This window comes from Mycolicibacter senuensis, from assembly GCF_003284925.1.
Lineage (GTDB): Bacteria > Actinomycetota > Actinomycetes > Mycobacteriales > Mycobacteriaceae > Mycobacterium > Mycobacterium algericum_A.
In genome coordinates, this window is record NZ_QMEX01000138.1 from 1 (window position 1) to 8,950 (window position 8,950).

Sequence of the window (8,950 nt, forward strand, 5' to 3'; positions counted from 1 at the left end):
CCGGCCCCGCAACCCGGTACCGGGCGCCAGGCCGCTGCCGATCGGCGGCAGCCCTTTCGACGGCAGGTACAGCGGATGCGGACTCAGCTCGACCCACGGGATGCCGAGCAGTTCGGCGGCCATGCCGCCGCAGGCGGTGATGACGTCGGAGACCACCAGGTCCGGCGCCAGCTGTCGGAGCTGGTCGAGGTTCTGCCGCGCCATGCGCGCCGCCCGCCGATGAATCTTGGCCCCGGCATCCCCGTCGTCGTCGCCGGCGGCGGGATCCAATCCGATCAGCTCGGCGGCGTCCACCCCGGCGGCCCGCGCGGTGTCCAGCCACTGCACCCCGGTCAGCAGCGTCGGCGCGTCCCCGGCCGCGACGAATCGCCGGCACAACGCCATCGCCGGGAACGCGTGACCGGGGTCAGGCCCGGCGACCACCACGATGCGCATCGGCCTACCGTGCCACAGGCCCGCGGGCCTAGGCTGACAGGCATGACCGAACCGAGTGTCCACGACAGCGCCGTCGACAACATCCGAACCGTGGAGACCTTCCTCGACGCCCTCGCCGACGATGATCTCGACACGGCGGCCGACGCCCTGGCCGAGGACGTGGTGTACCACAACGTCGGGCTGCCGACCATTTACGGCCGCAGCGCCACCGTCGGGGTGTTCCGCCGGATGTCCGGCCGCGCGGGCTTCGAGGTGAAGATCCACCGCATCGCCGCCGACGGCTCGGCGGTGCTCACCGAGCGCACCGACGCCCTGACCTTCGGCCCGCTGCGGCTGCAGTTCTGGGTGTGCGGGGTCTTCGAGGTGCACAACGGGCGTATCACGTTGTGGCGCGACTACTTTGACTTCCTGGATATGTTCAAGGCGACGTTGCGCGCGGTGGCGGCAACCGTCTTCCCGGCGCTGCGCCCGACGCTGTAGGCCGCGTTGAGCACCCGCCGACGCCCCAACCCGATCCAATACGTCCGCTACTGCATCGGGCGACCCCTGCCGCCGTCCATGCGGGACTGGGTGCGCAACGACCTGGCCGGACCTGGTGCAACCCTTCGGATAATCATGCGCGCCGTCGTGCCGACGACGTTGATCCTGCTCCCGTTCTGGTTTCTGCCGACCGATTTCATGACGCATCTGTCCATGACGTTTCCCATCTGGTTCATGGCGATCCTGTTCTCGCACGCCCTCAACAAGGTGTGGCGCAAGCACATGCTGCGAATGCACGGTCTCGACCCGGACCTGGCCGACGCACGTAAGCGCGAACGCGAGGCCCACATTCACCGGGACTACATCACCCGCTACGGACCGCGACCCGAATCTGTCGACCAACGCACCGACGATATTTAAGTCCGGTGGTTCCGTCCAGGTTCAGTCCGACACTTCGGCGTCGTTGATTCCAGCTCTGGCCGAATGGGTACCGTGGATTTCCTTTGCACGGCACCTGCCTGAATCCCCACGGCCGCACTGCCGATTCAGCGGGACCTCCTGGATTCGATGTCGGCAATTTTGTATGCATTTGAGCACCTGGACGGACTCAGTGATCGGAGCAACACTGGGCTCAGCCGAGGACGCGCTTCGTCGTAGCGTACTATCACGATATGATTTCGCGGATGTATAGAATCCAGTTCCCCCCAGTCAACTCGGAACGCCTAACCCAGGACGAAGTCGAATTCGGACTCGTCGATAATGGCGGGCTTCAAATGTTACGCTTTCATGATTACAGTGAAATATATAAGCGTCCAGGCCTTTACGAGGAACTCTTCTATGGTCGGCTGAGGTGCAAATCTCCGGGTAAGGTGATGGAGTTGCTCGAGCGCGCGTTGCAGACCGAACGGGAGCCGCTGACCGAGCTGCGGGTCCTGGACCTGGGAGCAGGCAACGGCATGATGGGCGAGGTCCTCAAGCGCGATGGCGTGGCCCGACTGGTCGGCATCGACATCATCCCCGAGGCACGCGACGCAGCCTATCGTGACCGGCCCACCGTTTACGACGCGTACTACGTCACCGATCTGGCTGACGTGGACAGCCGCGTGCATGGTGAGCTCATGGAGTGGAACTTCGATTGCCTAACGTGTGTGGCGGCTCTGGGTTTCGGAGATATCCCGCCACGTGCGTTTATCAATGCGGTACGACTCATCAAGCCAAACGGTTGGCTGGCGTTCAACATCAAACATTCATTTTTGGACGCCGACGATCAGACCGGATTTTCGCGCTTGGTGCGGGCACTCGTCTTTTCGAGATATTTCGAGGTCTACCACCTCGAATTATACCGGCATCGACTATCGATGGAAGGCAGACAGCTATTCTACTACGCACTGGTCGGACGTTTGACAGCGACTTTGCCGGATAATTTCCTGGAAAGTCACAATATTGCGAACTAGACCGACGCCGATTAGCTGCGCCGACCGTCGCCGATACGACGGGATGTCGGAGCACGAACCGATTCTGGCTGGATACAAGGTTCACCCGGGTAGCAGCGCAACCGCTGCACGCTTCGCCGGTTCGTACACATGCGCCGCAGAAAGCGCGGCGGGCTGTGAGTCGGCACGGGTTCGTGAGGCGTATGTCTAGGACTTCCCCGCTGGATTTGCGGCTGTTTGCGGCCTACGACACGTTCCTGGCGGAGCGTCCTGCCGGCGCCGACGAAGATGTGCACATGCTCACCGCAATTGTCGACCATGTGATCGAACGGTGTAGTAAACCCGGCGACCTGGTGTTTGATCCGTTCGCCGGGTTCGGCACCACCCTTGATCGGGCGGTCGCTCTCGGTCGGGCAGCGCTCGGTGTCGAGTTGCTGCCCGAGCGTGTGGAATACCTGCGGCAGCGAGTGCCCGGTGCGCAGGTTCTCCAGGGTGACGCACGGAAACTGCTCGACGTATCCGGGAGCGGACGCCACATGCCCGACGTGAATGTCGATCTTGTCCTCACCTCTCCGCCGTATATGACGCGGCAACATCACGAGGCCGATCCGCTTACGGGTTACGAGGAGAACAACGGAGACTACAGCCGTTACCTCGACGAACTCGGAGCCGTTGCCGCCCAGTGCGCGCGCATGCTGGTGCCCGGTGGCCTCACCGTGTGGAACGTGGCGGACATCCACCACATGGGTTGCACCACACACTTGATCTCCGACTGTGCACAGGTGCTGGAACCGCACCTCGCTTCACTGGGGGCGACGGAGGTGGTGTGGGATCGGTACCCGCATGATCTGACCGCCGATGCGCTGCTGGTTTTTCAGCGGACCATCGCCTGCTAAGGCCGGGGTGACCGCGCCAGCTCCTCGAATGCCTGCGCCCAGCCCAGCATTCGGTCGGTCGCGTCGGTCAACTCTTCGCGGTAAGCACGAGGCGACATCGATGACCCATCGTTCGCTGAAGCTACCAATTGTGCTGCGGCGGTAACCATCTCGTTGTACTGCCGAACACCGGCACTGAGCTGGGCGGTGCAGGCGTTGATGGTGGGCACCAGGTACTCCCGCGATTGCACGCTGTGTTGCACCGTGCGTTCCATCGCCACCACCTGAGCCGCGGTGGCCGCCATCGTCGACGCGGCGCCGTTGACCGCGGCGGTCAGTTCGGCGATCTCCTCGCTGGGTAGCAACCGACCGCGTTCCAGCACGCCCAGCAGCGACACCATGCCGCGCTCGGAGGCGCCCAGCGCATACATCGCCGGCCGCGCCGCCGAACCGGGCGGCGGCAGGCGGCGCGCGGTGACGGTCCGCGCGGCCGGCAGCGGCACCGAACGCAGCCAACGGAACCGCAGCAACAACAGCGTGGCAGGCGCGGCCGCTCCGGCGGCGATCAGCCCGGTGATCAGCAACACCCACACCGGTGTGGCCCACGAAGCCAGCACCGCCGTCACCAGCAACCAGAATCCGCATGCCGCGCCGAAGAACAAGCCCAGGCGCAGCGCCCAGCGGCGCTTGCGCAGCAGCCTGGCCCGCGGGTCGGCGATCGCACCGAGCTTGTCGGCCAGTACGTCGGCGGCCTCACTGGCACGGTCGACGGCCCGCTGCAGCAGCGCGCGCCGCGAGCGACCTCCGACTGACATGGCCATCTACTACCGGCCCAGCGGATTCTCGGGGTTGGGATCGGCGCTCGATTGCGGCGCCGCCGGTGTGACCGGCGGTGTGGCGCCGCCGGCCGGCAGCGACTCGCCGCGCATCGAGGCGCGGATCTGCTCCAACCGGGAGTGGCCGGCCATCTGCACGCCGGCCTGTTCGACCTCGATCATCCGGCCGGCCACCGAGCCCTGCGCCAGCTCGGCGGCGCCGATCGCGTTGGCGTAGCGCCGTTCGATCTTGTCACGCACCTCGTCGAGGCTGGGAGTGGTTCCGGGAGCGGCGATCTCGCTCATCGAGCGCAGCGAGGCACTGACCTGCTCCTGCATCTTGGCCTGCTCGAGCTGGCTGAGCAGCTTGGTGCGCTCGCCGATCTTCTGCTGCAGCACCATGGCGTTCTGCTCGACGGCCTTCTTGGCCTGCATCGCCGCCGAGAGCGCCTGGTCATGCAGGGCCTTGAGGTCTTCGACGCTCTGTTCGGCGGTGACCAGCTGCGCCGCGAACGCTTCGGCGGCATTGTTGTACTCGGTGGCCTTGGCGCTGTCGCCGGCCGCGGTGGCCTGGTCGGCCAGCGTGAGCGCCTGGCGCACATTGACCTGGAGCTTCTCGATGTCGGCCAGCTGCCGGTTCAGCCGCATCTCCAGTTGCCGCTGGTTGCCGATCACCTGGGCGGCCTGCTGGGTCAAGGCCTGGTGCTGACGCTGCGCCTCTTCGATCGCCTGCTGGATCTGCACCTTGGGATCGGCGTGCTCGTCGATCTTCGAGTTGAACAGCGCCATCAGGTACTTCCACGCCTTGACGAACGGGTTGGCCATCAGTCAGCTCCGTCTGATTGTTCGGATGTTGTCAGTCTGCCGCTTACCGCTGACAATTTATCGGTTCGCCGGTCGGTGGGTGCGGCTTCAGGCTGCCTTTCGCCCGGGCGCGCCGGGCCAGGCTGTCATGCCGAGGCCATCGCCCGCGGCGGCGGGATCACGACCTTGGTACCAGCGTCGATGCGGGTGACCCCGAGGTTCCGGACGGCCCGTTCGGCCCGTTCGGCCCGCTCGGCCCGCGCCAACCGGCCGCCGGCATCGAAGAGCACGTCCGACAACGGGACCTGCAATGCCGAACAGATCGCGTTGAGCAACTCGCTGGACGCCTCCTTGCGGCCCCGCTCGACCTCCGAGAGATAGCCCAGGCTGACCCGCGCCGAGTCGGACACCTCACGCAGCGTGCGACCCTGCGCCGTCCGGGCCTGGCGCAACACCTCGCCGACCGATTCCCGCAGCAATGCCGTCATCGTGTACTCCCCCTTTAGGGCCAACCTGGAAAAACCGACAGTCACCAAGGTCAACGCACACCACGCCCGTCAGGGTTCCCGGATCGCTCGATCAGCTCCGGTCGCGCAGATCGGCGATCGCCGACCTCACGTAATCCACGCCGGTCACCACGGTCAGCACCACCGCGGCGGCCATCACCGCCCAGGCCGTCACCAGCCAGGGACCGCTCAGCGGCAGGATGAGCAGCCCGATACCGACCGCCTGCACCAGTGTCTTGAGTTTCCCGCCGCGGCTGGCCGGAATCACGCCGCGGTGCAGCACCGCGAACCGCAGCACGGTGATCCCGATCTCTCGGGCCAGTACCACCACCGTCACCCACCACCACAGATCGCCGAGCATCGACAGGCCGATCAACGCGGCGCCGATCAGTGCCTTGTCGGCAATGGGGTCGGCCAGGGTGCCGAATTCGGTCACCAACCCGTAGTTGCGGGCCAGCGCACCGTCAAGCCGGTCGGTGATGATCGCCACCGCGAAGATGACGAACGCCGCGATGCGGGCCTTGGCGTCGTGACCGTCCGCGACGAACAGCGCCAGCAGAAAGACGGGCACCAACAGCAAGCGGACGACGGTGACCGCGTTGGCGAGATTCACCACCGGGACGTGCGTCACCGCCGGGCCGGTTTGAGGTTGCCGCGACACGGCAGACAGAATATCGGTTACCAAGCCGGAAATGAGAAACCGTTACTGTGCACCTGTGCACCTCGCGGCTGATTCGCCGGCCCCACCGCCCCTGATCCGGCGCGCGCGGACATCCGACGTCCCGGCGATCAAGCGACTGGTGGACACTTACGCCGGCAAGATCCTGCTGGAAAAGAACCTGGTGACGCTGTACGAGGCGGTCCAGGAGTTCTGGGTCGCCGAGGATTCCGACCAACAGGTGGTGGGCTGCGGCGCCCTGCACGTGCTGTGGTCTGATCTCGGCGAGGTGCGCACCATCGCGGTGGATCCGGCGCTGACGGGCCGCGGCATCGGCCACGCGCTCGTCGACCGGCTGCTGCAGGTCGCCCGGGAACTGCAGTTGCAGCGACTGTTCGTGTTGACTTTCGAGACCGCGTTCTTCGCCCGGCACGGCTTCACCGAGATCGATGGAACACCGGTCACCGCAGAGGTTTTCGCGGAAATGCAGCGATCCTACGACGTCGGGGTGGCCGAATTCCTGGACCTGAGCTACGTCAAGCCCAACACGCTGGGCAACACCCGGATGCTGCTGGTGCTCTAGTCCATCACCAGACCGGCGGTCCGGCGCGTCGAGCCGACGAGGAAACTGAACTGGCCGTCGGATTCCATGCGGCCCTCCCGCACCATGGCGAGGTCCGCGATCCCCTGCTTGCGGGCCTGCTCGCGGACGTGCTGCTCGGTGATCATCTCCTTGCGCATGTTGCCGTGCAGGAGTTCGCCGTCGTGAATCACCAGCAATGGCCCGGGCCGTAGCAGCCGTGCCACGGTCGGCCAGCGGTGGGCCATCCAGTTCAGCAGGTAGGACCAGCCGATGATCACTCCGACCAGCAGGATCCCGTCGCTGATCGACCGGTAACCGCCCGCCATCCCGTTCTGGGCGGCGTCGGCGATCAACACCACGACGATCAGATCCGTGATGCCGTTGGTGCCCGCCTCCCGTTTCAACACCACCCGCAGCAACGCATAAATCGCTATGTAGATGACGGTCCCGCGGACAATGATCTCCGAAGGCGGTGTGTCGAAAGCAAAAAGTCGAGCCCAGTCCACGAGGCGAGATTACGCGCCCGGCCGACCCGGGAAAACCGCCGGTGTCTGGTCCGTGTCCGGTCCGTGTCCGGTCCGTGTCCGGTGTGTGCCGGGCGCCGAACCAGGGACTTCCGGCCCTGCCGCCGGCGACGCGAACACGAGATAGTGGTACTGACAGTTGCAGACAACTGGAGGTAGCCGTGGCCGAGCACCTGAGCCCCCTGGATGCGAGTCTGCTGAACGTCGAGGACGCCGATCGGCACACCAACCTCGGCATGGGCGCCCTGGCGGTGCTCGACGGCCCGATGCCCGATCACCAGACGCTGATGTCGGTGCTGGGCGAGCGGATCGCGGCCTGCCCACGGTTCGCCCAGCGGCTGCGGCGTCGCCTCTTCGACCTCGGCTCTCCCGAGTGGGTGGAGGACCCCAACTTCAAGCTTGCCAACCACGTCTGCGGTATCGCGGTCCCGGGCGCCGGTAGCGACGACGATTTGTTCTCGGTGGTGGCCGAGGTGATGTCCTGGCGACTGGAGCGGGACAGGCCGCTGTGGGAGATCTGGGTGATCGGGGGCCTGTCCGGTGGCCGCTGGGCGATGCTGGTCAAGGTCCACCCCTGTATCGCCGACGCCGTCGCCACCGTCCACATCCTCGCCGGGCTGTCCGATGAGGGTCCGGCCCGCGGCACCATGCCCGGCGCGATCACAGCTGCTGCCGGCGGGTGGCGCGGTGCGCTGCGGGTCGCCTCCTCGATCGCGACCGCCACGGTGGCCGGGGTGATGCGGACCGACCAGGCGTTGCGCGACGCCGCGGAGTTCGCGGCCGGCCTACGGCGACCGGCGACACCGCTGAACGGCCCGCTGACCAGCCGGCGGCGCCGGTACGTCTCGGCCCGGGTCAGCGCCGCCGAGGTCGACCAGATCTGCCAGACCTTCGACGACACCGCCGTCCGGCGGAAGGTCGCGGTCAGCGCGCCGTCGATCAGCAGCGGAAAGTGTGTCGCTGCTCGCGGCGACAAGGACGCCGAGGGCGTGCTGCAGGCAACCAAGGTCACGGTGTGGAACAGCAACGGTGGTGACTGCCCGCAGCCGGGAGCGTAACGGCCGAAGCGGCGGATCAGCGATCCCCGGACGGGCAGTGCCGGTCTCGGCCTGCGCCGTGCGGGCAGCTGCGCGGCCAACCGCTGTCAGCGGGGGCGGGCTACCCGGATTTTCTTCGGGCGGCCCGCCCCCTCCCATTACCGCCTCGGGAGCAGTGCCGAAGCTCATTCACCGGCACTATGGGGAGAACATCAACTGCTGTTGAAGACGACATCCCCCGCGAGGTGAGGCAATGATGGTCCCGGGTGTAGCCGCCGTCGTCGGTGGCATCACCGGTGGCGCGGTGCAGGTGCTGCGGGCCGGCGTGAACAGTGCCGCCGAAAGCACCTCCTGGTTACGCGACAGCGCCACCGACACGATGCAGACGATCCTCGGCCCGGTGGTCGAGACGGTCAGCCAGACAGCCGGGCGGTTGCTGGGCGACTCCGGCACCGGGACAGCGCTGCCGGTGTGCTGGCGCAGCGGGCACCGCGTGCACCTGGACCTGGATCGGCTGCTGCCGTTCTCGCGCTGGTACGAGCACGCCGACACCGTCGAGCAGCCGGTCGGCAACATCCCCGGCGTGGCCAGCGCCCACATCGAGGGTGCGCTGGGCCGGTTGGTGGTCGACCTGGCCCCAGGCGCCGACAGCGACCGGGTGCTGAGCGCCGTCTGCGACACCGTGACCGAGGTAACCAGGGACTTGGGCCGCCCGCGTCCGCAATCGGCACCGCGCACCGCGCCGTTCGCCGATCCGGGAAACCCACTGGCGCTGCTGGTGCCGCTGACCGCGGCCGCGC

At 66.6% G+C, this 8,950-nt stretch carries 11 protein-coding genes and 2 pseudogenes; 7 read left to right on the top strand and 6 right to left on the bottom strand.

Annotated features, from left to right (window positions below):
* Window positions 1-435 (bottom strand): annotated as a pseudogene (locus DQP56_RS20130) (glycosyltransferase); the annotation flags it as partial.
* 42 nt (window positions 436-477) lie between these two features.
* Between DQP56_RS20130 and DQP56_RS20135 the strand changes: the two are divergent.
* The 4 genes from DQP56_RS20135 to DQP56_RS20150 all read left to right on the top strand — a co-directional run bounded on the left by DQP56_RS20135 (window position 478) and on the right by DQP56_RS20150 (window position 3,244).
* A complete protein-coding gene (locus tag DQP56_RS20135) occupies window positions 478-915 on the top strand; it encodes a limonene-1,2-epoxide hydrolase family protein (protein ID WP_112688467.1) in 438 nt (145 codons plus the stop codon).
* A 6-nt stretch (window positions 916-921) separates the two neighbouring features.
* Window positions 922-1,335: a DUF5313 domain-containing protein gene (locus tag DQP56_RS20140; RefSeq protein WP_165825093.1), complete on the top strand. Its 414-nt coding sequence runs from the start codon at window positions 922-924 to the stop codon at window positions 1,333-1,335.
* 452 nt (window positions 1,336-1,787) lie between these two features.
* The gene (locus DQP56_RS20145; protein WP_205868933.1) at window positions 1,788-2,369 is read left to right on the top strand and encodes a class I SAM-dependent DNA methyltransferase; all 582 of its coding nucleotides are present in this window, start codon (window positions 1,788-1,790) and stop codon (window positions 2,367-2,369) included.
* A 182-nt stretch (window positions 2,370-2,551) separates the two neighbouring features.
* A complete protein-coding gene (locus tag DQP56_RS20150; RefSeq protein WP_112688473.1) occupies window positions 2,552-3,244 on the top strand; it encodes a DNA methyltransferase in 693 nt (230 codons plus the stop codon).
* Here DQP56_RS20150 and pspM read toward each other — a convergent pair.
* From pspM to pgsA, 4 genes are all read right to left on the bottom strand, one after another.
* On the bottom strand, window positions 3,241-4,044 hold the full coding sequence (pspM, locus tag DQP56_RS20155) for a phage shock envelope stress response protein PspM (RefSeq protein ID WP_112688475.1): 804 nt from the start codon (window positions 4,042-4,044) through the stop codon (window positions 3,241-3,243). The two genes, DQP56_RS20150 and pspM, sit on opposite strands and share 4 nt — an antisense overlap.
* A gap of 3 nt (window positions 4,045-4,047) precedes the next feature.
* Window positions 4,048-4,863 (bottom strand): phage shock protein PspA, encoded by an 816-nt coding sequence (pspA, locus tag DQP56_RS20160; RefSeq protein WP_112688477.1) that lies wholly within the window; start codon window positions 4,861-4,863, stop codon window positions 4,048-4,050.
* 125 nt (window positions 4,864-4,988) lie between these two features.
* Complete coding sequence (gene clgR / locus DQP56_RS20165) at window positions 4,989-5,330, bottom strand: transcriptional regulator ClgR (protein WP_112688479.1); 342 nt, start codon at window positions 5,328-5,330, stop codon at window positions 4,989-4,991.
* A 91-nt stretch (window positions 5,331-5,421) separates the two neighbouring features.
* Window positions 5,422-6,009 (bottom strand): CDP-diacylglycerol--glycerol-3-phosphate 3-phosphatidyltransferase, encoded by a 588-nt coding sequence (pgsA, locus tag DQP56_RS20170; protein ID WP_112688481.1) that lies wholly within the window; start codon window positions 6,007-6,009, stop codon window positions 5,422-5,424.
* Window positions 6,010-6,040: 31 nt separating this feature from the next.
* Here pgsA and DQP56_RS20175 point away from each other — a divergent pair, with 31 nt between their 5' ends.
* Window positions 6,041-6,589: an amino-acid N-acetyltransferase gene (locus DQP56_RS20175; protein ID WP_112688483.1), complete on the top strand. Its 549-nt coding sequence runs from the start codon at window positions 6,041-6,043 to the stop codon at window positions 6,587-6,589.
* Here the strand turns inward: DQP56_RS20175 and DQP56_RS20180 are convergent.
* Window positions 6,586-7,095 (bottom strand): DUF421 domain-containing protein, encoded by a 510-nt coding sequence (locus DQP56_RS20180; protein WP_112688485.1) that lies wholly within the window; start codon window positions 7,093-7,095, stop codon window positions 6,586-6,588. The two genes, DQP56_RS20175 and DQP56_RS20180, sit on opposite strands and share 4 nt — an antisense overlap.
* Window positions 7,096-7,274: 179 nt before the next feature.
* Here DQP56_RS20180 and DQP56_RS20185 point away from each other — a divergent pair, with 179 nt between their 5' ends.
* Together DQP56_RS20185 and DQP56_RS20190 are read left to right on the top strand one after the other, a co-directional pair.
* A complete protein-coding gene (locus DQP56_RS20185) occupies window positions 7,275-8,171 on the top strand; it encodes a wax ester/triacylglycerol synthase domain-containing protein (RefSeq protein WP_234825747.1) in 897 nt (298 codons plus the stop codon).
* A 232-nt stretch (window positions 8,172-8,403) separates the two neighbouring features.
* Window positions 8,404-8,950 (top strand): annotated as a pseudogene (locus DQP56_RS20190) (cation-translocating P-type ATPase); the annotation flags it as partial.